General features: G+C 62.3%; 26 protein-coding genes. 1 reads left to right on the forward strand and 25 read right to left on the reverse strand.

Annotated features, from left to right (window positions below):
* Nucleotides 1-34: 34 nt before the first annotated feature.
* The 4 genes from AMK05_RS18280 to AMK05_RS18295 all read right to left on the reverse strand — a co-directional run bounded on the left by AMK05_RS18280 (nucleotide 35) and on the right by AMK05_RS18295 (nucleotide 5,974).
* Entirely contained in the window at nucleotides 35-1,393 is a 1,359-nt protein-coding gene (locus AMK05_RS18280; protein WP_064840548.1) for a phage major capsid protein, read from the reverse strand.
* A 69-nt stretch (nucleotides 1,394-1,462) separates the two neighbouring features.
* On the reverse strand, nucleotides 1,463-2,842 hold the full coding sequence (locus AMK05_RS18285; RefSeq protein WP_190237330.1) for an HK97 family phage prohead protease: 1,380 nt from the start codon (nucleotides 2,840-2,842) through the stop codon (nucleotides 1,463-1,465).
* Nucleotides 2,843-2,870: 28 nt separating this feature from the next.
* Complete coding sequence (locus AMK05_RS18290) at nucleotides 2,871-4,178, reverse strand: phage portal protein (RefSeq protein WP_064840550.1); 1,308 nt, start codon at nucleotides 4,176-4,178, stop codon at nucleotides 2,871-2,873.
* Nucleotides 4,178-5,974 (reverse strand): terminase large subunit, encoded by a 1,797-nt coding sequence (locus AMK05_RS18295; protein ID WP_064840551.1) that lies wholly within the window; start codon nucleotides 5,972-5,974, stop codon nucleotides 4,178-4,180. The genes AMK05_RS18290 and AMK05_RS18295 overlap by 1 nt, the downstream gene beginning before the upstream one ends.
* Between AMK05_RS18295 and AMK05_RS34660 the strand changes: the two genes are divergently transcribed.
* Nucleotides 5,973-6,251: a hypothetical protein gene (locus AMK05_RS34660; protein ID WP_145924771.1), complete on the forward strand. Its 279-nt coding sequence runs from the start codon at nucleotides 5,973-5,975 to the stop codon at nucleotides 6,249-6,251. The two genes, AMK05_RS18295 and AMK05_RS34660, sit on opposite strands and share 2 nt — an antisense overlap.
* On the opposite strand, the gene AMK05_RS18305 is transcribed toward AMK05_RS34660, so the two are convergent.
* The 21 genes from AMK05_RS18305 to AMK05_RS18400 form a co-directional block, all read right to left on the reverse strand.
* Nucleotides 6,235-6,498 (reverse strand): hypothetical protein, encoded by a 264-nt coding sequence (locus AMK05_RS18305; protein ID WP_210186603.1) that lies wholly within the window; start codon nucleotides 6,496-6,498, stop codon nucleotides 6,235-6,237. The genes AMK05_RS34660 and AMK05_RS18305 overlap by 17 nt on opposite strands.
* 9 nt (nucleotides 6,499-6,507) lie before the next feature.
* On the reverse strand, nucleotides 6,508-6,693 hold the full coding sequence (locus AMK05_RS18310; protein WP_064840553.1) for a hypothetical protein: 186 nt from the start codon (nucleotides 6,691-6,693) through the stop codon (nucleotides 6,508-6,510).
* Between the two features lie 109 nt (nucleotides 6,694-6,802).
* Nucleotides 6,803-7,114, reverse strand: a complete 312-nt coding sequence (locus tag AMK05_RS18315; protein ID WP_064840554.1) for a hypothetical protein — start codon at nucleotides 7,112-7,114, stop codon at nucleotides 6,803-6,805.
* 298 nt (nucleotides 7,115-7,412) lie between these two features.
* Entirely contained in the window at nucleotides 7,413-7,925 is a 513-nt protein-coding gene (locus AMK05_RS18320; RefSeq protein WP_064840555.1) for a hypothetical protein, read from the reverse strand.
* A 103-nt stretch (nucleotides 7,926-8,028) separates the two neighbouring features.
* Complete coding sequence (locus AMK05_RS18325; RefSeq protein WP_064840556.1) at nucleotides 8,029-8,361, reverse strand: hypothetical protein; 333 nt, start codon at nucleotides 8,359-8,361, stop codon at nucleotides 8,029-8,031.
* 208 nt (nucleotides 8,362-8,569) lie between these two features.
* A complete protein-coding gene (gene nusG / locus AMK05_RS18330; RefSeq protein ID WP_064840557.1) occupies nucleotides 8,570-9,250 on the reverse strand; it encodes a transcription termination/antitermination protein NusG in 681 nt (226 codons plus the stop codon).
* Complete coding sequence (locus AMK05_RS35605; RefSeq protein WP_064840558.1) at nucleotides 9,234-10,589, reverse strand: helix-turn-helix domain-containing protein; 1,356 nt, start codon at nucleotides 10,587-10,589, stop codon at nucleotides 9,234-9,236. The genes nusG and AMK05_RS35605 overlap by 17 nt, the downstream gene beginning before the upstream one ends.
* 66 nt (nucleotides 10,590-10,655) lie before the next feature.
* Entirely contained in the window at nucleotides 10,656-10,922 is a 267-nt protein-coding gene (locus AMK05_RS18340; protein WP_064840559.1) for a hypothetical protein, read from the reverse strand.
* A 94-nt stretch (nucleotides 10,923-11,016) separates the two neighbouring features.
* Nucleotides 11,017-11,235, reverse strand: a complete 219-nt coding sequence (locus tag AMK05_RS36230) for a DNA methyltransferase (protein WP_082935689.1) — start codon at nucleotides 11,233-11,235, stop codon at nucleotides 11,017-11,019.
* Nucleotides 11,236-11,763: 528 nt separating this feature from the next.
* The gene (locus AMK05_RS18345; RefSeq protein ID WP_064840560.1) at nucleotides 11,764-12,093 is read right to left on the reverse strand and encodes a DUF7768 domain-containing protein; all 330 of its coding nucleotides are present in this window, start codon (nucleotides 12,091-12,093) and stop codon (nucleotides 11,764-11,766) included.
* A gap of 1 nt (nucleotide 12,094) precedes the next feature.
* A complete protein-coding gene (locus tag AMK05_RS18350) occupies nucleotides 12,095-12,388 on the reverse strand; it encodes a hypothetical protein (protein WP_064840561.1) in 294 nt (97 codons plus the stop codon).
* The gene (locus AMK05_RS18355; protein WP_064840562.1) at nucleotides 12,385-12,585 is read right to left on the reverse strand and encodes a hypothetical protein; all 201 of its coding nucleotides are present in this window, start codon (nucleotides 12,583-12,585) and stop codon (nucleotides 12,385-12,387) included. Before AMK05_RS18355 ends, AMK05_RS18350 begins: the two co-directional genes overlap by 4 nt.
* Nucleotides 12,582-12,857 carry a hypothetical protein gene (locus AMK05_RS18360; RefSeq protein ID WP_064840563.1) on the reverse strand — a complete coding sequence of 92 codons (276 nt, stop codon included), beginning with the start codon at nucleotides 12,855-12,857 and terminating at the stop codon, nucleotides 12,582-12,584. Before AMK05_RS18360 ends, AMK05_RS18355 begins: the two co-directional genes overlap by 4 nt.
* Nucleotides 12,847-13,137 carry a hypothetical protein gene (locus AMK05_RS18365; protein ID WP_064840564.1) on the reverse strand — a complete coding sequence of 97 codons (291 nt, stop codon included), beginning with the start codon at nucleotides 13,135-13,137 and terminating at the stop codon, nucleotides 12,847-12,849. Before AMK05_RS18365 ends, AMK05_RS18360 begins: the two co-directional genes overlap by 11 nt.
* The gene (locus tag AMK05_RS18370; protein ID WP_064840565.1) at nucleotides 13,127-14,218 is read right to left on the reverse strand and encodes a phosphoadenosine phosphosulfate reductase domain-containing protein; all 1,092 of its coding nucleotides are present in this window, start codon (nucleotides 14,216-14,218) and stop codon (nucleotides 13,127-13,129) included. Before AMK05_RS18370 ends, AMK05_RS18365 begins: the two co-directional genes overlap by 11 nt.
* Nucleotides 14,215-15,765 carry a hypothetical protein gene (locus AMK05_RS18375; protein ID WP_190237331.1) on the reverse strand — a complete coding sequence of 517 codons (1,551 nt, stop codon included), beginning with the start codon at nucleotides 15,763-15,765 and terminating at the stop codon, nucleotides 14,215-14,217. The genes AMK05_RS18370 and AMK05_RS18375 overlap by 4 nt, the downstream gene beginning before the upstream one ends.
* On the reverse strand, nucleotides 15,762-16,112 hold the full coding sequence (locus tag AMK05_RS18380; RefSeq protein ID WP_064840566.1) for a winged helix-turn-helix domain-containing protein: 351 nt from the start codon (nucleotides 16,110-16,112) through the stop codon (nucleotides 15,762-15,764). The genes AMK05_RS18375 and AMK05_RS18380 overlap by 4 nt, the downstream gene beginning before the upstream one ends.
* Nucleotides 16,105-16,500 (reverse strand): helix-turn-helix domain-containing protein, encoded by a 396-nt coding sequence (locus AMK05_RS18385; RefSeq protein ID WP_064840567.1) that lies wholly within the window; start codon nucleotides 16,498-16,500, stop codon nucleotides 16,105-16,107. The genes AMK05_RS18380 and AMK05_RS18385 overlap by 8 nt, the downstream gene beginning before the upstream one ends.
* Nucleotides 16,493-17,344, reverse strand: a complete 852-nt coding sequence (locus tag AMK05_RS18390) for a DUF6551 family protein (RefSeq protein ID WP_237352139.1) — start codon at nucleotides 17,342-17,344, stop codon at nucleotides 16,493-16,495. Before AMK05_RS18390 ends, AMK05_RS18385 begins: the two co-directional genes overlap by 8 nt.
* Nucleotides 17,341-17,577, reverse strand: a complete 237-nt coding sequence (locus AMK05_RS18395) for a hypothetical protein (RefSeq protein WP_237352141.1) — start codon at nucleotides 17,575-17,577, stop codon at nucleotides 17,341-17,343. The genes AMK05_RS18390 and AMK05_RS18395 overlap by 4 nt, the downstream gene beginning before the upstream one ends.
* Entirely contained in the window at nucleotides 17,574-18,062 is a 489-nt protein-coding gene (locus tag AMK05_RS18400; RefSeq protein WP_064840568.1) for a hypothetical protein, read from the reverse strand. Before AMK05_RS18400 ends, AMK05_RS18395 begins: the two co-directional genes overlap by 4 nt.
* Nucleotides 18,063-18,104: the final 42 nt, after the last annotated feature.

The raw sequence follows: 18,104 nt of genomic DNA on the forward strand, positions 1-18,104 counted from the left end.
AAGCCCGCCGCGCTATGCACCGGCGCCGACGCGCCTAGCTGATGGCCGGAGCCCAGCGGACGAACTGGATCACAGCGACGGCCGCGTCGTGGCGCATCTGGTGATCGTGCTCGGCGATCGCGCGAATGATCGTCTGGTCGTTCTGGACGGCCGAGATCGTCGCGCCGTTTTCGTCGACATAAGACCCTTCGCGGAAGACGGCCAATTCGAGCTGCATCGAATCCAGGATGATGTCTTCGGTCATCTCCACCAGGAAGACGAAGGAGCAATCCGTCTGCGAGCCGTCGGCATTGTACAGATTGACCGGGACCTGCGTCGTCTTCTTGAACGGATAGCCGAGCAGCGTGCCGCGCGACAGCTCGTCGCGGTAGACGTAGACGCCAAGCGAGTTCTGCACGTTGTTCAGGTAGTTCCAGGAACGCGGGTGCATGAACCAGCAGCGCTTGCTGTCGGGAACGTTCGCCGTGTCGAGCTTGTTCACAGCACCGCCGAGCTCGGCCGCCACTGTGGCCAGCGTGTAGGTCGAGGTGGAGGTGATCCAGTTGCCGCCCGCGGCCGCAGTGGAGTTGCCCGTCGACAGGAATACGCCGGGCGTGGTGCCGAAGGCATTGGCGAAGGACAGATAACCGCGCGGGGTATCCTGCGTGCCGTCACCGGTGATGAAGGCAAGATCCTCGCGAAGAGCCATGACCTTGACGAGATCGTCACGAACGAAGGCGTCAACGGACGGATCCGCGTAGCGCATCATGTCGTTTGACACCGGCACCAGGGCGGTCAGCTTCTTGTAGCTGGCGACGATCTGGTTGAGGCTCTGCTGCGACTTGGTGATGGCCCGCACTTCCGACCCATAGGTCGCCGTTGCGGCGGAGGCCTGGCCTGGCAGCGTCATCGTGCCGCGCGGCATGGCGAGGTTGCGTGGCCCGGCGGCACGAACGACAGCCTGCGCCCGCAGCAGCGGAATGACTTCGTTCATGACATCGGGAGGAACGATAAAGCCCCCGGCAGAGCCGGTGGAAACGATCAGCGCCTTTGTGATCGGGTGGCTTTCGCCATAGGTGCGCTCGGCAGCCTTGACGGCCAGATCGATGTTTCCGACGCCCATGCCCATCATTTTGGCGATACCGCCGAGCATGAGGGATTTTTCCTTGACGTAGGGATCGGACTCGGCTGCAGCCGGAACCAGGCTCTGACCTGCAGCGGGCTGCGCTGTCGACGCTGCGAGTTCCTGCGCCTGCTTAACGCGGGCAATCGTGGCGTCGATGTCGGTCACCGCCTTCTTCTTGGTCTCGAAGTCGTCGGGCGTCGTGCCGTCGGCGAGGGCTAGCGCCTCGAGTTCTTCCATTGCCTTGGCGCGGCTCTTCTGCAGATCCGCTACTTTCTGATGAATCGGCATGTCATATTTCTCCGTGGCGCGTCGCGCGCGCTCGAATGAAGTTGAGGGAAACCAGCCTGTCGCCGGCGATCAGAGCGGCTGTGCCAGCCGCAAGACCTCGATCTCGCGAAGCCTTTTTTGCTTCGTTGCTTCGAGCGCCTTTGCCCTGTCGGCTTCGGCGGACTTTTCGGTCTCCCCCGTGTCGGAGGTTTCCTGCTCATCCATCATGGACTGGAGCGTGTCGTGGCCCTCTTTTATGGCCTTGCACGCTTCCTGCATGTTGGAAATCGATGCGGCCGAGAAGCGACGCCCGGCCTTGATGTGAGTGGCGATCATAACCTTGACGATCGGCGCCGCGCCGTCGGCGCAGATGCCCTTCGTGAGTGTCTTCGTTTCTTCGCTCACCTCTTCCTTGAGGAGCGCAGCAACCTCGGCTTCCGTCATGGAGATCAGCGCTTCGCCGAGCGCCTGCAGAGCACCACCGAGCAGACCGGGAACGACGACAGAGTCGTCATTATAGAGCGCATCCCATTCCATGCAGTCATCCAGCCAGGCGAGGTTGCTCAGGATCCGCGCGAGTTCCGAAACGTTATAGAGGCTCTTCACCTCGATCTTCGCCCCGGCCTTCACCAGAGTGGGGGTGGACGTCTTTTCCATCTTGGCCTCGTAATGGTCGATCACGGCGCGCGCTTTGGCGGCGGCATCCTCTGGGGTCAGGGAGTTCGGCAGCTCGGAAGCTGCCGCGCGAATGCCGGCCTTTACGGCGACCAGCCTGCCGTCGATGATCTTGGCGAAGGGCAGCTTGTAGGCGCTGCGCAGATCGGGAGCCCCCGCATCGTAGACAAGGAAGCCCTTGCGCGCGAAAGTCGCGTCCGGGCTGTCACTGTCGAAATCGGCAAAATCGAAGATGCTCTTGGCAGCGGCCTCGCTATCCCAATCGGCCACCTCGTCGAGCGACAAATTGCGGGAGGCTCCGACCTTCCAATTGGACCCTTTCGCAGACTTGTCGACGACCAGCGCCGACGGATTGCAGGGAACCGGCGTGAATGAAAATTCCATCATGTCGCAGACGGTGTAGCGCTGCGGCCCCTTTGTCGGATTGCCCTTGTCGAGCGCCTCGCTTTCGACCGGCCGGAACCCGATCGAGACGCCGGGAACCGAACCGAATTTGACACGCCCATAGACCTTATCGGACTCCGCATCCTCGCCTTCCGGCGGAAACTGGACGAGAGCCGTGATGCCCGAGCCAGCCCGCTCGATCTCGATGCATTTCGCGACCGGCATGTTGGCATTATGGTTCCACAGCACCGGACCGGCACCTGTCGCCATATAAGCCTTCCAGTTGATCCCGTCGGGAACGATGATCTCACCGGTGCGGTCGACGTCGCTCGTCGACACCACTACGCGCACCTGGCGCTTGTCGGCGAGGGCCTCGGATTTCGCACTATATGCCTTCTGAATGAGGTTCATGACCATCCTGTCCTTCGTCGAAGCTCCCTCATTGCTCTTTCTTGCTGCCTGGCCCGGGGTCCGCCAGTGTGCCGCTTTCGGGCCGGCCGGCACTGTCAGCCGAGGTTCCCGACGCGTCGGAACCGAGCGCCGCCGTATTCACAGGGAACATCAGCTGATCGCCGCCGGTAAGCGGTGGTTCGCCTTCGCCCTTGCGCCATTCGTTCGACGTCCCGAGACCAGACATGACCTTCAGGCGGCCGTTGTTGATGCGCACGGCCTCGGAAGCCCGCAGCAGGTTCCGCTCGTCGAAATCCGCCTGCAGCCCGTCCTTCGCCAGGTCGAAATGCTGCTCGAACTTCTGCTCCCAGAGTTCGCAGTCGGGCATGATCGTGCCGTTGACATAGAGCTGCTCGGCGTCGTCAATCTTGATGTTGCGCAGCTCGCCGGCGACGCCGAGCTTGTAAAGCGGCACACCGAACCAGCGGCTGACGTCCTCGACCGAGAGCTTGCGCTGCTCGATGAACTGCATGTCGACAGACGACAGGTTCATCGGCTTCCATTCGATGCCGTCCTCGAGGATGGCGGTCTTGCCGACATTGGCAATGCCGGCCCGGAGGTCTTCCCACTGCTGGCGCAGGCGCTTCGCGGTCTCCTCAGTCAGCTTCTTGGCCGACTGGAGAACGCCAGCCGGTCGCGCTCCATTACTGATCCAGCGCGCCGCCTGCTGCTCAAGCGCCATGGCGACGCCGATCGAATCGCGGGCGACACCGATGGTCGACACACCGACGAGCATGTTGAAGGCGACGCCGCGAAAATGCAGGACATCTTCCGCTGGGATCGCGACTGGCAGCCCGCGAAGCGCCGCCATCTGAAACATCCCTTGCCGGTTGATGTTGTAGAAGAGCTGTCCGTCCGAAGCTTCGAGCACCATCACGCAATCGGGATTGACCGGGATCAAATACTGAGGATCGCCCTTCGTATCGCGCAGGATGACGGCATAGGCATTGTTGCGCAGGATCAGCGCCATTTCCATCTGCAGTGCGAACTCGAACCAGGTCTGCACCCAGTTCGGCCGCTTGAACAGCTTCGCAACCGGATGGGTTGTGTTTGCATCGCCTGCCCGGCCTTTCTCAAGCGACAGGACTCGCGGCGTGCACCGGGCGAAATCCTTCGAGCGCTGCATGGTCGCGGCATAGATGGTCGAAACGCTGATAGCCGTTCCCTGGCTGATCTGCACGCCCGCCACCGAAGGCGTCGAGCCCAGCGTCGGCAGATAGCCGGCCGCAGGAACGCCGGCGCTCGATTTCTCGACAGCATCGCCGGAACTGCGGGAAAACCAGCTTAAAAGGCCCATCACACCACCATCAGATCGCGGTGCTCGTAAGCAGAGACCGCACTTTGCGCTTCCGGGTTCTTCACCATCACGGTCACCGCATCGAACAGCGCCATGATGGGGTCGATCTTTGCGTCGCCCGCCGTTTGCTTCGTCGCCCTGATCGCCGTCGCCGTCGGCTCTATTTTGAGATTGGAGACGATCCAGGGCATCATCGGACCGCCCGCGTGGAGCAGCATCTTGTTCGACAGCCGTCGCTCCGAGGTCTTGATCGCGTTCATCAGCGCATAGCCTTGGGGCACGCCGACAAGCAGCCCGTTTTCCTGCGTCACGTCGATCTCTGGCATCGCAAGCGCATCAACGAAATCGCCAATGCCCGCGGGGTCGACCGCTACCGCCGCCAGCAGCTCGCGATCCTTGACCATCTTCACGATGTCGACAATCGCCGCGATGTCTTCGAGCGCATTGTCGATAATCGTCAGATGCCCCGCCTTCTCGAAATCGAGCAGGATCGGCGCGATCTTCTTACGCCGCTTCAGCACTTCCCGATGACACCAGGCATGCGACCAGCATAGCCACCGCTTCATCCAGACCGCTGTCTCGCGGCCATTCACCTTGACGCGCACCTCGAACTCTTCCGGTTCGCGCCCGACGATCGTCAGACCGAACAAGTCGTCTAGGCCGCCGCCATCGGCACCAACCGCGGCGACTTCGCAGCGCTCGAGCATTCGCTCCAGGGCATCGAACGGCGCGAGAGCCGAAAGCTCTTCGTCCACGGCCGCCGTCCAGTGATTGGCGCCGGGCCACCGGTTGGCCCTAAGGCCCATGCCGATTTCGACGTTCAGGTGCTTCGCCAGGAAGCTCTGATAGGTGTCGCCTTCCTGGTCGTCGCCCGATCGGACATTGAGCATTTTCCGCTCGAGCCATTCACGCCGAACCGACCGCCCGATATTGGGGTTTGTAACGTACCAATTTTCCGGATCGAGATACGCCTCACTGGCGATCATCGCCTCGGGAAACTCATAGAGCACCGCCAGGCTTTGCGGATCGTTGATCTTGCCGTCCCGGACGTCTCGGAAGTAGTCCAGCTTTTCCTTGAAGACACCCGCCGGCGGCGCATCTGCCTGCGTGGAGATGTAGACGACGAAGCCCTCCGGCCTCGAAATCAAGCCGCCCGTGGCTTCCTGCAGCATCCCTGCCGCGCCTGCCTTCTTGCCGAACAGCCAGAGCTCGTCGATCAGAACAAAGCCAGCCTTCTTGCCGGCGGCCGTTCCCGAATCCGCCGAGACGATCTTCAGCACGGCCTTTGTGACGGTATGCGTGATCGACTTGATGTTGTCCTGCACATGCAGGAGCACGGCCAGCTCCGGATCCGCCCGGATCATTGCCGCGGCCGGCCCGAACGAGTTTTCAGCGACTTCACGTGTCGGCGCCAGGATCATCAGCTCCTGGTGCGAACGCCAGTTGCGGATCAGCGCCGTCACCATGATGCCGGCAACGATGGTCGACTTGCCGTTCTTCTTGCTGATCAGCAGGAAGAACTCCTCGATCAGCCGTCGAGCCGACCCCTCGTCATAGGCCCCGAAGACGGCCGCCACGAAATCGAACACGAAAGGTTCGCAGGACTCGCCGAATGTCGGGTGACGGTGTTGCCCCGTCTTGCGATCATAGACCTGCGGCAGGTCGGTGATCTGGAGCGACTTGAAAACCTCAAGCGCCGCCTCCGCCTCGTCGGGAAAGAGCGGCGCGATCGGGATCAGGCTCTCACCCGCAACAATCCGCCGCTCCCAGTCAAGGCAAGCCGTCGAATACCGCATGGTCTACCAGCTGCACTTCCGGATGGTGACCGATCCGAAGGCCTTCACACTCCCATCAGCCCGGCGAACAATCCAAAATATCCGCCGCTCGATCGGACCAGTCCCCACGCATTGCGCTTGCGAGATGATCGCCTTTTTCTCGCTGATGGCCGGCCTGTCCGCCACCTGCTTCGCCGTTCCCTGTCTGACTAACAGGCCCAGCGAGCAGCATGTTGTGGCGATCAGAACAGCCAGGGCAATCATCGGGCGGTGCATCGGCGTCAATTGGCCGGCGTGAAGTCGACGTAATACTCTTCGCCAGGTACCAGCTTTTCGAACAGTGCCGGATTGGCGATGGTAATCTGGATACCCACGCTGGGCGACCATTTCGAGAAGGTGTTGTTCTCATCGCTTCCGTCGGCAGGATAGCCGTCACTCTTCGCGACGCCATGAAACTGCACGGTTTCATTGACGGTCTTGCCTTCGGCATCCCGGTAGGGGAAGCAGGACCCGACACGGACTTTGCAACGCATTTTCGTGGTCATGATGATCTCCTATTGATCAAGGTGTTCGCGCAGCTCGCCGACGGTAAGCTCCGCATCAAGGCTTTCGAGGAAGAGAAGGATGGTTTTCCGGGTGACCGCGACATCGTGGCGGCCGGGAGTTTGACGAGAGAAGGCCTCGGACTTCAGGCGAAGCCCTGCAGCGACCTCAAGCGCCTCTTCCACATCGGCTTCCATGTCGCTCTCCCAAGGATGTTGATATCTTCGCCCTCGGGCAGAGGAAGCAGAAATGAACATCGAGGTGGGCGGAGGCGAGGCCGTGGTGGGTCTCGCCTCCTGCTATTTTTCAGCCGGCAATATCGGGGTCGATGTGCTTGTAGGGTTCGACGATGGCGGACTTTGTAAACGAATGGCTGGCGCCGAAGATGGAACTTTGGCTGGAGCCTTCGCCTGAGGTTGCCTGCGTGACGACGCTCGGCAGCACTGCGACATCTTGGTGAACGAAGGCGATGTTCGGGGCCGGATATTCCTTGGCCGTGAGGGGCTGAACAATCGCGTTGACCTCGACCGGCACCGCGGCGGCTGCAGGCATCGCTGCGCAGAGACCGATCGCCATCACGGCAAGGCCAGCGCAAAAGAGACTTCGGATCATGCGCATTCTGTTTCCTCTTGAGGGTTTTGGAGGCTTGCAAACCTCCGCCTCTCGTTTGGCCCCGAGAGCTTACAGCGGGCTTGGGTGCTCTGGTGCCTCGCGCGAGCGGTTAGCTTTCCGCTGCACTTCCTTCCGGCTTCATGGCGCGCCGGCGATCGGCTCTTGGGGAACGGGGCCAGGCACCTTGTGCCGCCTTTGCCACGGAAGCGACCGGTCATCACCGGCTTGCCCTTGGCCCCTCTGTGAAATGGTTGCGGAGGGAGGATCGAACGTCCGGCCTCCCGCTTAGTGTTGGGACTGCACCTTAGGTCTCGTCGCCGCTCGCGACCGGCTGGCCGTTGTTGGCGATCAGCCGCGGCCCGGCCGGCACCGCATAACGGCCCCCGCCACTGATCGCTCGCGCATTGTCAAGCCGCTGCTCTTTCTTCGAGACATAGCCCTTCGCGACCGGCTTGTTGGCCGCCTTGCTCTGCATGTCGCGGTTCACCTTTTCGGCAGTCACCGCGTCCAACATTTTGAGCGCACCGGAGAGGGCGGCTGCGTTTCCGCCGAGACCCTGCTGGATCTGAGCCGTCCGGAGGCGCCCCTTCAACCGGGCAGCCATCACGTCGCGCTGCTTCAGCAAATGAAAATAATGTTTGCGCAAAGTCGGCGTAGAGAGGCCGACTATCTTTGCGACTTCGCCGTTCTTCATGCCGGAAGCCAGTAACACCATGACATTTATGATGTTTTCTTCCGTGGGGACGTGCTCCGGCCTTCCCTGCCCGCGACCGGCTGAGTGGTAAGGGTTGCCAAAGAGGTCTAAATCGTCAGCCATCAGAAAAAAAAGATGCGAATGGGACCAATGCGGTTAGGGGCCTAAAGGGGGTCTGGACTTTCAAACCCCCTACCCCCTCTGCCTCGGCGGCCATGGGGAGGGGTCAGAACCGCTCGGCGAGGCGCTTCGCCCTTGCCGCGGCGGTCTTGCGGGTATGGGATGCCCCACATCGGAGCATGACGTTGCGCGGGTCGAGAGGTGCGCCGCCGTCCTTGAGCTCGACGACGTGATCGCCGAAGACACGCATGCTAGGCTTGTGGGTTCGGCCGTCGCAGCGCGGATCCTCACAGATCCTGCCACGATCCTTGATGATCGCAGCCATCAGTGCCCGCCACTCCGGCGACAGATAGAAGGCATCGGCCTTCTTGCTTTCAGGGATGACGGTGCGCGTGTCGATGGTGCGGAGCGTGGTGCTGATCGTGCGAATCTTCCCCATACTCAAGAACGCAAAAGGCGACCCGAAGGTCGCCCATCAACATCTCATAGCAGTGGCACTGGCCTTGACTCGATGCCTCATCAGGAGGCTGTCAAAGCGGGGTCCTACCGGTAAGCAGCTCCGAAGCTTTCGCATCGTTTGCCGGTGATCAGGTCACCGACTCAAAGCCCACGCTGGGATCTAGGATCGTCCACGGCTCGGACTCTGATCACATCTTTTCGATCTGATCAAGCATCAATTGCACGGGAGTCGGGCGGCCGAAGATGTCCACGTCGAGTGATACATAACCCTTCTCATTGTCGATCGACACGACGATCCCGGGGAACGATGCGAATGGTCCATCGGTGATCCGCACCTGTTCCTTCAGCTCGAACTTGCGCTCTTTCCGAGCGCTAGCATCGTACTTACCGTCTGCCGCCATCTTCTTGAATCGGCTGATCGAATCCGCATCGGCTCGGTATGGACGAATAGCACCGCCTACCACGTCAATGACATCCTTTACGTGCAGCAGACCCATCATCGCCTGGGCGATCGGGCAGCAATGAACGAGCACATAACCGAGGATGACAGGGCGTGGAGGAACGATGCAGACGCGGCCACGCTTCACCACCTTGTCCTCGTTCGTCATCACAACTAGTGATTCCACATCGGCCGCCGTCAATACCTTTTCCACAGCCATCTCGCGTCCTGTCGCAACCCTCAGGCAGAACCAGCCTGGCTTAGGCACTTCCGGGGTACCTGCAAGCCGAATCACCGCGCCCCTCGAAGCCATGTTCAGGTGATCGATATGCAGCCTATTTGCGCCTGCGACCTTATTCCGCTTCAGCCAAACTTCGGCGCTCACGACGAGCACGCCACCGAGATCACCCCGCCTAAACTGCATCGTCATCGCCCCGCTCCATGCCCAGCGCCGCCCGTGCGGCTATCTCGAATTCTCTCAGGCCCTCCGGCCCGCCCTTGGGGAAGTAGACCACCCGCATGCCACCCGGATCCGGAACGAACGGCCAGTTCATCTGCTGGTGATAGGAGCGCCACCGCTCGTAGGTTTCCGAGCCGACCGGCACGGCCTCGCAGAGATCGGCGAGGATGGTGAAGCGGGCATCGGCCGCGCCCCTACCGCGTTCCTTGGCGAGCTTGTCGAGCGCATGCGCTTCCGGATAGCCGCCGTCACATTCCCGGCGCCGACGCTCCTGCTCGCGATAGCCATCCGGGAAAACAAGCTCGTTCCCATCGACGATGATGCCCCGATGATCGAGCCAAGCCTTGGTCGATACATTGCTGCGCTGCAGGCGATTGTAGGTTTCTACTGCAAGCTCAAGCAGGTTTGCTGGCAGATCGATATCAATCGCGCCGCTCAGCAACGCCAGGGCACGCTTCCCCGCCCAGATCGGCCCGAACGGCGCGACCGGAATACTTTCCTCCTGCCGCCGCTTTTCGGCCTGCCGGCTGACAACCTGCGGCGCGATGGCGTCGACGAGGTCGAACATCCGGTCCCGGAGATAAACGCCAAGCGCCGCGGCCTTCGGATTTCCTTTGTGCTCGCCAGACGCCAGCTTCGGGCATGCCGCCAAGTAAGCGTCTCGGCGTTCTTCAGCCCGCAGCCGCTCTTCCGGCGAGAGCCTTACAAACTGTTGGAACGCCCATTCCGGAGCCGACGAGAGCACATCGGGCCAAGGATTGTTGTGCCGGCCGACAATGAGGGCCTGGAACCGCTTTCGGAGGGACTTCGGATCATCTTCCGAAATCTCGCGCACGCCCCCTCTCTCTTGGTAGGATTCAGTATTTGCTGAATCTGAGTTATTACTAGGTGCCGATTTTACCGGCGACGGCAAATCCGTCGACGGTGAAGCCGTCGCCGGAATTTCAGTCTGCGGCAAAGATGCAACACATTGATCCTGCGCGATATTTTCCGAATTTATTCCTACCTTCGGCTCGTCGAAAATGACCAGCACCGAAGCCGCAAACTTGCCATCGTCGCGCGTCTGCTCGCGCTCCGCATAACCGAGCTCGACGAGTTCGGCGATCATCTTGCGGGCCTTATCGCGCCCGCAATTGCCCTTCTTGATGATGTCGCCGATGACGACGGTCCAATTGTCAGGCTTCGACAGCAGGTAGCCCAGCAGCCACCGCGCTTCCATCGATAGCCGCGCGTCTTCGAACACATGGTTTGGTATCGCCGCATAGCGGGCATTGCGCACGCCCCGGCGGATGGTGGCCTCGCCGCTCATGTGCCGCCGCCATATCCCGCGCATCCCGCCATGCGCGTCAAAATTCCCATTGTCATTGCCCTCGTCTCATTCCGGCTGGTGATTTTTCGGCGCCAGCCCCGCCGCTGTCAGAAATCCCTGGAATCGCTCGACGACCCGGCGCCGCGCCGCGTCCTCCCGCAGTTCCGTGCCCTTCGCGGCCGTGCCGCTTTCCGTCACCCAGACGCTCCAACGCCAGAGCCGCCCAGGCGCGCGCGGCGGATAAACGGCGCCGATATCGACCGAGCCGCTCTTTGCGAGCTGCCGGTAGATCTCGTCACGCCATTGCAGTTCGCTGGTTGCCGCCGTCTTCATTGAGCCTCCAATGCCGCAAGCAGCAGCCGCGTGCCCTGCCCTTGCGCATAGGAAGAAATCGGGCCGTCGTCGGGTTCGGGGCGTAGCTCGATGATCACGGCTCACCGTCCCCGAATAGCGAAGTTTGGTGAAGTGGCAGGGCCTCTTGGATTTCTGGCCGGATGCATCCGAAGATGTCCGATTGCCGATATGCGTCGCGAATTCGATCGCACGCTATTTCGAAATAACCTTCGTCGATTTCCATCCCGACGAAATGGCGTCCCAGCTGGGCGCAGGCGACGCCTGTCGATCCAGAGCCCATATAGGGATCCATGACAATGCCCCCCCCCCGCTACGAACGAGAGGCACCACGACATGAGCGCGATTGGCTTTTGGGTGGGGTGGACGCGTGGCTGGCCTCTTTCTGAGGCCTTCATCATCCCATCCCAATGATGCCTGAAGACACGGGCGACGCCCTTTATGTTTGTCCACGCAATCTCGCAATCAGCAAAATCGTTGGAGTGCCCTGAAGCCGCGCGCTTGTCCCATATCAGCCACCGGCTGGAAGCCGGCAACTTATCTGCGAAGTGGTTTCCACCCCATAAGATGAACTCGTCAGCAACAGACAAAAGGTGGGATGGATCGAATGGCGCATCATCTCCTTCGATTGCAACCTTCGCGAACTTTGTCGCGTATCGCCCGGAACCGATGCCGGTGTTGTCGTTACCCCCATGAACAAAGGCGATGCCATACGGCGGATCACTCAAAACCGCCGTAACGTTTCCAATCAAGGGTATGATTTCTCGGCTGTCCCCGAGATATAGTGTGCAATCCCCGATCACCTCTTTGCGCTTCCATGGCGTCATATCGCGCCACCTCCGAGGCTTCGCCGCTCAACAGGTCGCCCTTCCGCCGCCGCCCTGTCGATCCCGAATTGCATACCCCTGGATATGCCTCGATCGATGTAGACTACGGTGGCGTCGGCGACGCGGCCCCAAGCGAGGCCGGCGTTGATTCCCCAAACGCGCTCGTCGGGAATAAGATCGTTTAGAATCCCGGGCTGGGTATAGAGCAGGTGTGACGCGATTGGCGCCTCACCACGAGATAGGCTGTCGCGCACACAGGCGCGCGCATAGGCTTCATTCGCCTGCACGTCGCCGGCATAGGGGCTTTCTAGAATAACCAACCTCATCTCACACTTCCCCCTGGGCGGCGCGCGCCGCTTCCCTCATTGCGCCGGCCGCCATGTGCACGGGCATGACGACCGTCGGCGGAAAACCGCCGTCGGCAAGTCGTGTTGCGTTGGAAAAGGCGAGCAAGGCGTCGAGGTACTCGATGCCAGGGCCAAAGCCGTGCCGCTGCAGGATGGCGCGGATCGTCGACTGCTCGCGGTGGATGATGCCGAGCGGGCAGCGCTGCAGCCAAGACGCCCAGTCGGACGGCCCGGCACCCAGCGACCCTTCGATGATCGGCAGCACATCGCTCATCGGATCACCACCGCCCAGACCAGCCAGGAAGAGAGCGAGGCGATCAACGCCAGCGACAAGATCAGCAGATTGAAAAGATAGTTGACCGTTCTGCCATATCCCGGAACGTCGGCCACCTTCACCAGCGCCAATGCGAAGCCGAAGGCGACGACAGTCACGCCGAGCGGCAGAACCCAGTTGCCCAGTTCGACGGTCATGCCGCACCTCTTGTTTCACGGTGAACACTTGCTGTAACAGCTTGATTTCGCTTATCGAGGAAGGTCAGGTAGGCCGTCGGATCGCGCTTCATTGCCGCGCAGAGCGCCAGCATGCTCGCCGCCGAAAGCACGCTTTCTCTGCAGGCCCGCGAGATCATCGCCGGGTTGAGCCCGGCATAGATCTGCGGCGCGCTCCGCGTCGTCAGGCGATTGTCGGCAAGCCACTGGCGAACATCGCGGGCAAGGCGGGCACGGTCGATCTCAGGCTGCATCGCCGCCCTCCTGTCTGCCGTCGTCCGTCAGGCGAATGCCGAGGCTCGCGGGGTCGATCCAGAGTGCCGCCCAAATCTTCGCCCGCGCCACGCCTGCCTTCAGCCGGCCGTCGCAGGCAAGCTCGAACTCGTCACGCGTCAGCCGCGAGCGCTTGCGCAGATCGGCAAGCGCCGCCTTCTCGCCGTTGCGCGGCAGCGACGGGAAGTCGAGCCGCACCATCATTGCAACGCGCATGGCGAGAAACGTCTTGAGCATGGCCGGGGAGAAATCAGGCGTCATGAAGCACCGCCTTCCGTTTGCGCGCGTCGCGAGCAGCCTTGTCGGCAATAAGCTCGGCGTAGCGCCCATGGATGCCGGCGCGATCGAGGTGCTGGGAGCGGAACCCGAAGATCCCACTGATGGCCTGCCGCGTCGTCGCGAGGATGTCCGCTTCTGAATCGGTCAGCATCCGTGTCGGCCAGCCCTTCACGTAAAGCATCTCAGGGGTAATGAACTTCTCGAAGCGCACGCGCTCGGCAGCCTTGACCTTCGCTTCGGCGAGATCGCGCACAGCTGAAGGATCCAGAAGCTGCGGCGCGATATCGCCAAGCCACCGCGCGCCCTGGAATGCGAAGCTGCTGACTGTTTCCAGCGCCACCATACGCCGGTAAAGATCGTGGCTTTCCGGCTGGGCCGCAGCCGCCGTCAGATCGGCAATATTCGACATGATGCAGAAGCGGCATGAGACACGGCTCATTCCGAAATTGCGATAAGCGGGGTGCGGCGCGAGGCCGCTGGCATCGATCGCTGAAAAGACATCCTGAACAGACCAGTCGACGATTGGTCGCCAATTGATAATCGGGTGCTCCGCCTCTCTATCGGCGATGGTCGACCGGGAACGCGCAGCGCTTTCATCCCGGCGGACGCCGGTCACGTTGATGACTAGCCGTCCGCCGTAGAGTTTCTTGAGAGCGGCGCGGATGACATGGGTTTTCAGCTCCGAGGTGCAGAACCGCATGGAAGGCGTTGACCAGCACGGCACCAGCGTCACCGTGCTCAGCCGCTCGTAGCGCTCGACGCTGGAGCGCCACCTTGCTTGCCAACGTTCCATCAGGTCGCCGGCATTGCGGCGCACCACCAGCAGCTCGACGCCAAGATATGTCGCCAGCGCCTCGCAGGTCCGCAGGCTATCGTCCCACTCGACGACGCCGAGGTCGCTATGGACGAGGATACGTGTCCCGCTATGGCGGATTGTGTCGAGGTAGCGAAATGTCGCCAGGGCAGCAGCTTGGCTATCCTTGCCTCCAGAAACCCCGATCGCAACGGGAGCGTCATCGCGCAGCGCGTCAGAAACGAGCGGGAGGATCGATACTGTCTTCACGCCAGCACCTCCGCCAATGGCTCACCGGCCTTGAGGCGCTTCACCGCCTCGACGGCGCCGACGGTGGCGATCAGGTTGAGGCCCTTGCCCGTCGGCATCCATTCGCCGTCGCCGGCAGGTTCGATCAGGCCGTTTGCGGAGAAGGCATCGATCAGCGCCTCGGCGACGCTTGGCCGAAGTCCGACCCCGCGCCGGAACGACACGACGTCGAACGGCTCCATATGCTTCATCCAGGTCACGGCCCGGGCGAATTCTTCCTCGACCCGCTCGTCGAGCGTCTTGCGCGGCGTATCGCGCTTGAACTCGTCGAAGTTGATATCGCCGATATTGCCGCCGGCGCCGGGCTGCAGAGCTTGCGCCTCCTCGAATTCCTTCCAGTCGACCCGTTTGATGACGGTCGTGTCGCCATAGCTGCCGTCATCCTGCCGCTCCCAGACGAACCAGGCGGTGTTCATCCGGCTCGAGGCCTTCGGCCCCTCATAGCCCTCGCGATGCATCATCGGCAGGCGGCGCTTGAACACGTAGACGCGCGCCGGCGGGTTTTCGTCCATGACGAAGTTGCGATCGTCGTCGGCAAAGCCGCAGAGGAAATTGAGATTGAGCAGCAGCGCCATCTTGCGCGGCTTGTGCACGCGCAGCGCATGCGCAACATAATCGTTCAGCACCTCGCCATAGGGCGGGTTGCTGAAGATATCAGGCCCCTCGCCTTCTTCTTCAGGCGCCGTGGCAAGGAAATCACCGACCGTCTGCAGCTCGCCATGCTGGGTCACCGTGCCGCGGTCGACGAGGTCGGAGATCACCACCTCGTAACCGGCAGCTTCCAGCACCCGCGAAATCGCGCCGTGCCCGCAGGACGGTTCCCAGACCGTGCCGGAGAAGCTTTCATAGGCAAGCAGCGTCCGCGTCGCCTGGACAGGGGTCTGATAGAAATTGTCGCCGCGATCTTCCTTGCTGGCCGAGGCCGTGCCGACGGCGGCGCGCAAATTGGCGCGACTGGGTTCGAAGCCCTGCGCCAGGCGCGATTCGATCGCGCGCTCGACGAGACCCGGCTGCTTTGCCTCGGCGTCGCGCAGCTTGCGGGCTTCATGGATTTCCTTCCGGCTTAGCCCGGCATCCTCAGCCGAAAAAGCGTTCTCGTCTGGAACGCTTTTCGGTCGCCCTTTCAGGGTGTGCCCGCTTTCCTTGGCTGCGTCCCACTCGTTCGCCAAACCGATCTTGGCGCGCGCCTCGATCAGCAGCGCGTCGGCCTGCAGTCGACGCGCCTTCGCGACCAGGTGCTCGGCCGCATCGAAGCGCTTGGCGAAACCCGCCGCCGCCTTGGCCTCGTCGTAAGCGGCCGACGCAATCATCCGCGCCGCCATGACGTCGCCATCGTCGAGCAGCTGCCGCGCGCGCTCGACCGTCGCGACGAGATCCGAGGCGTCGACGCGGCCGACCGGCATCAGCCCCGTGGCCGGCGCCGCGGCCGCAGCCTTCAGGCCACCAAGCGTCGTCTCGATCGACGGACCGCCGGAAACGGAAATAGTGATCGGCATATCGTCGCTCACGCCGTCACCTCTGAAATTTCCGGCCGCGCGAGCCGATACCCCTGCCCCCAAACCGTCTCAATCCGCACGCCGAAGGGCTTCAGCTTGCGGCGCATCTTGCAGACGAAGACGTCGACGATCTTCATCTCCGGTTCTTCCAGCCGGTCACTGTAAAGCGCAGTCATGATCGATTGCCTCGTCCCGAAATCGCGGCTGGCGAGATGGGCGTAGACGCGCGCCTCGTTGGCAGTCAGCTGATATTCGACGGGCACCGGAATGCTCGCAGGCATCAATGCCTCCTCGAGCTGGCGGATACGCTCTTCGAGGAATTCGATGCGGTCGCGCTGGAGGTCGACGAGGTCATCCATGCCGCGCCACCCTCATCGCTACGGGAACAGGGGGGGTATGGCCGTATTTCTGCCGATCGAGCGGCCGATAGCCCACGAAGCGCTCGCCGGAGATCACAACGCCGAAGGGCTTCACCTTCTTGCGCAGTCTGCTCATGTGGCTTTCGACGACGTTGGCATCAATCTCGTCATCAAGGTCCCGCCGATCGCCGTAGAGGGCCTCATAAAGCAGGTCCTTGTTGGCGATCTCTCGCGTGGTAAGGGCGGCAAAGAGCCGCCGCTCGGCATTGCGCAGCCCCCATTCCAGCGGGATGGCGATATCCTCGGGCAGCAGCAAAGCCTCGAGCTGCCGAATACGCTCGCGCAGCGTCTCGTTCTCCGCCCGCAGGATATCGACCAGCTCATCCACGCGCTTTTCTCCGGTTCATGAAGATCACGGAGGCGGTGGCGCGCCATAGCGGCATCTTGCGCTCGGCGGCGAATCGCTTGGCTTCGGTTTCCAGCTGCGCGGGCATTGCCTGCAGCAGCGCCGAGATCCGGTCAGGCTCGATCTGCCCCTTGTATTCACCGGCAAACAGCAGGTGCTCGACGGCGCGGATCAGAATGGCGCTGACGGGAGCCGCGCGCCCCTTGACGCAGATCTCCAGGATCTCACGGGCGCCCTTGGCATGACGGCGCGAAATAACCGAGGCGATCGTCGAGACCGCCATGCTGTCGCCCGGCTTGAACTTGGCGAAGGGCGGCGGGTTCTTCAGCAGCGTCACGCCGGCGCGCTCGCAGACCTGCGCCATCGTCAGCGCATCCTCGTCGCCGGCCGCGACGAGTGCGGCGTGCAGCTGCGTCGCGGTCACCTGGATGCGGTCGCGGTTGTGGCGCACGAAGGCCGAGGCGCGCTGCGCCACAGCCTCGGCTCGGACCACGAGAACCGGTATCAGCGGAATGCCGCGGTGGGTGACGGCGCCGATCGCCGTATGCTGGCCGTCGATCACATGCAGCCTGCCCTCGACCTCGACGGTGATCGGCGGCTTGAAGGCGAGCCAGCTCCATTCGGAAACGATCTTGCGGATCAGCCGGATGGAGCGGTCCGACAGGCCGCGCTGATAACCTTCGTCGACGACGAGCTCGGCTGGATCGACATGGCGAACCTCCGGCATCCATTCGGGCACATCGGCCCGCGGCAGATCGGGAAAGTCGAGCGCCGTTATGGTGCGCAGCGCGACAGCGGGAGAAATGGCAGCAGAAGCATTCATCATTCAGCCCTCATCAAAGCGTCGAGATAGCCGCGACCCTTCTCGGTCACGGTCACAAACTGCGGGTCGCCGGGAAGGCGCTCGACATAGCCGCCGGCGAGCGCCGTCTCGACGCCGTGCCTGTCTCGGTCGAGCGTCAGCGGAAAGGCGCGACCGTGGCGCGCGAAAAACCGCGCGGCCCGATAGAGCAGGACGCGGCCGTCGCGATTGAGCCCCGGTTCGGTCACTCGCATCATTCGCCGCCCACAATCTTCAGGCCGGCCTTCGCGCCGCCCGAAGCCTTGATCACGGCTAGTGCCTGCCTCAGATCAGAAGCTGCCTGCTCGAGACCCCTCGCCAGCCGGTCGACCGTCGTCGCCTCGGCCGGCGTCACCTGGCCGTCGCTGATCGCCATCGCAATCGCGTTGGCGACCTCGGCGGAATGCCGCATCAGCTCGGCATGGCTTGTGAGCACATTGATTTCGGCCTTCCGCGCCTCGTCCGGATCCGTCAGCCGGCGACCGTTGGTTTCGGCGAGCACCGCCGTCACCAGCGCCTGGCCGCAATCGCGCTCCAACATGGCGATCGCGCCGACGGGCATCAGGTCGGGCTCCGAGCCGTTGTTCCAGCGACCAACTTCGCTCTTCGAATAGCCGGACTTTTCGACGACGCGCATGATGCCGCCGCAGCGCTCGATCAGGTCCCTCTGGGCCGCTTTGATGCGGTAGAGAAATGCGTCCATGTCCTTGACTCCAAAAAACAAAAACAGTTTCCCGCGCCGGGA

Origin of the sequence: Rhizobium sp. N324 (genome assembly GCF_001664485.1) — a bacterium.
Classification (GTDB): Bacteria; Pseudomonadota; Alphaproteobacteria; order Rhizobiales; family Rhizobiaceae; genus Rhizobium.

Coding starts and splice junctions, on each gene's coding strand:
- AMK05_RS18280 (WP_064840548.1), bottom strand. CDS start 1,393: ATGCCGATTCATCAGAAAGTAGCGGATCTGCAGAAGAGCCGCGCCAAG.
- AMK05_RS18285 (WP_190237330.1), bottom strand. CDS start 2,842: ATGAACCTCATTCAGAAGGCATATAGTGCGAAATCCGAGGCCCTCGCC.
- AMK05_RS18290 (WP_064840550.1), bottom strand. CDS start 4,178: ATGGGCCTTTTAAGCTGGTTTTCCCGCAGTTCCGGCGATGCTGTCGAG.
- AMK05_RS34660 (WP_145924771.1), top strand. CDS start 5,973: ATGGTCTACCAGCTGCACTTCCGGATGGTGACCGATCCGAAGGCCTTC.
- AMK05_RS18295 (WP_064840551.1), bottom strand. CDS start 5,974: ATGCGGTATTCGACGGCTTGCCTTGACTGGGAGCGGCGGATTGTTGCG.
- AMK05_RS18305 (WP_210186603.1), bottom strand. CDS start 6,498: ATGACCACGAAAATGCGTTGCAAAGTCCGTGTCGGGTCCTGCTTCCCC.
- AMK05_RS18310 (WP_064840553.1), bottom strand. CDS start 6,693: ATGGAAGCCGATGTGGAAGAGGCGCTTGAGGTCGCTGCAGGGCTTCGC.
- AMK05_RS18315 (WP_064840554.1), bottom strand. CDS start 7,114: ATGCGCATGATCCGAAGTCTCTTTTGCGCTGGCCTTGCCGTGATGGCG.
- AMK05_RS18320 (WP_064840555.1), bottom strand. CDS start 7,925: ATGGCTGACGATTTAGACCTCTTTGGCAACCCTTACCACTCAGCCGGT.
- AMK05_RS18325 (WP_064840556.1), bottom strand. CDS start 8,361: ATGGGGAAGATTCGCACGATCAGCACCACGCTCCGCACCATCGACACG.
- nusG (WP_064840557.1), bottom strand. CDS start 9,250: ATGACGATGCAGTTTAGGCGGGGTGATCTCGGTGGCGTGCTCGTCGTG.
- AMK05_RS35605 (WP_064840558.1), bottom strand. CDS start 10,589: ATGAGCGGCGAGGCCACCATCCGCCGGGGCGTGCGCAATGCCCGCTAT.
- AMK05_RS18340 (WP_064840559.1), bottom strand. CDS start 10,922: ATGAAGACGGCGGCAACCAGCGAACTGCAATGGCGTGACGAGATCTAC.
- AMK05_RS36230 (WP_082935689.1), bottom strand. CDS start 11,235: ATGGATCCCTATATGGGCTCTGGATCGACAGGCGTCGCCTGCGCCCAG.
- AMK05_RS18345 (WP_064840560.1), bottom strand. CDS start 12,093: ATGAGGTTGGTTATTCTAGAAAGCCCCTATGCCGGCGACGTGCAGGCG.
- AMK05_RS18350 (WP_064840561.1), bottom strand. CDS start 12,388: ATGAGCGATGTGCTGCCGATCATCGAAGGGTCGCTGGGTGCCGGGCCG.
- AMK05_RS18355 (WP_064840562.1), bottom strand. CDS start 12,585: ATGACCGTCGAACTGGGCAACTGGGTTCTGCCGCTCGGCGTGACTGTC.
- AMK05_RS18360 (WP_064840563.1), bottom strand. CDS start 12,857: ATGCAGCCTGAGATCGACCGTGCCCGCCTTGCCCGCGATGTTCGCCAG.
- AMK05_RS18365 (WP_064840564.1), bottom strand. CDS start 13,137: ATGACGCCTGATTTCTCCCCGGCCATGCTCAAGACGTTTCTCGCCATG.
- AMK05_RS18380 (WP_064840566.1), bottom strand. CDS start 16,112: ATGGATGACCTCGTCGACCTCCAGCGCGACCGCATCGAATTCCTCGAA.
- AMK05_RS18390 (WP_237352139.1), bottom strand. CDS start 17,344: ATGATGAATGCTTCTGCTGCCATTTCTCCCGCTGTCGCGCTGCGCACC.
- AMK05_RS18395 (WP_237352141.1), bottom strand. CDS start 17,577: ATGATGCGAGTGACCGAACCGGGGCTCAATCGCGACGGCCGCGTCCTG.
- AMK05_RS18400 (WP_064840568.1), bottom strand. CDS start 18,062: ATGGACGCATTTCTCTACCGCATCAAAGCGGCCCAGAGGGACCTGATC.